This window comes from Dactylosporangium aurantiacum (genome assembly GCF_000716715.1).
In the GTDB taxonomy this organism is placed as follows: Bacteria; Actinomycetota; Actinomycetes; order Mycobacteriales; family Micromonosporaceae; genus Dactylosporangium; species Dactylosporangium aurantiacum.
The window spans coordinates 1-346 of sequence record NZ_JNYJ01000170.1; the positions used below are offsets into that span (position 1 = coordinate 1).

The 346-nt window shown below is 68.2% G+C and carries 1 protein-coding gene; it reads right to left on the bottom strand.

Annotation, left to right across the window (positions count from 1 at the left end):
• Positions 1-6: 6 nt before the first annotated feature.
• A partial coding sequence (locus OP18_RS50800; protein WP_033368061.1) for a carbohydrate ABC transporter permease occupies positions 7-346 on the bottom strand: 340 nt, incomplete at its 5' end.

Here is a 346-nt window from a genome sequence, read left to right on the forward strand (position 1 = left end):
GGGTGTTCAGCCCTTCACGGCGCCGGCGGTGAGCCCGGCGACGAGGTAGCGCTGGAGGATCGTGAAACCGATGACGACGGGCAGCGACACGACCAGCGAGGCGGCCATCAGGTCCGGCCACGCGGTCTCGAACTCGCCGAGGTAGGTGTTGACCAGGCCCGGTGGCAGGGTCTGCTTGTCCGGACCCGCCAATGTCAACGCGAAGATGAAGTCGTTCCAGCCGCGGATGAACGCGAACAGTCCGGTGGCGACCAGCCCGGGCAGCGACACCGGCAGCAGGATGCGGTGGATGATGGCGCCCTGACCGGCGCCGTCCATCTTCGCCGCCTCGATCAGCTCATCCGGG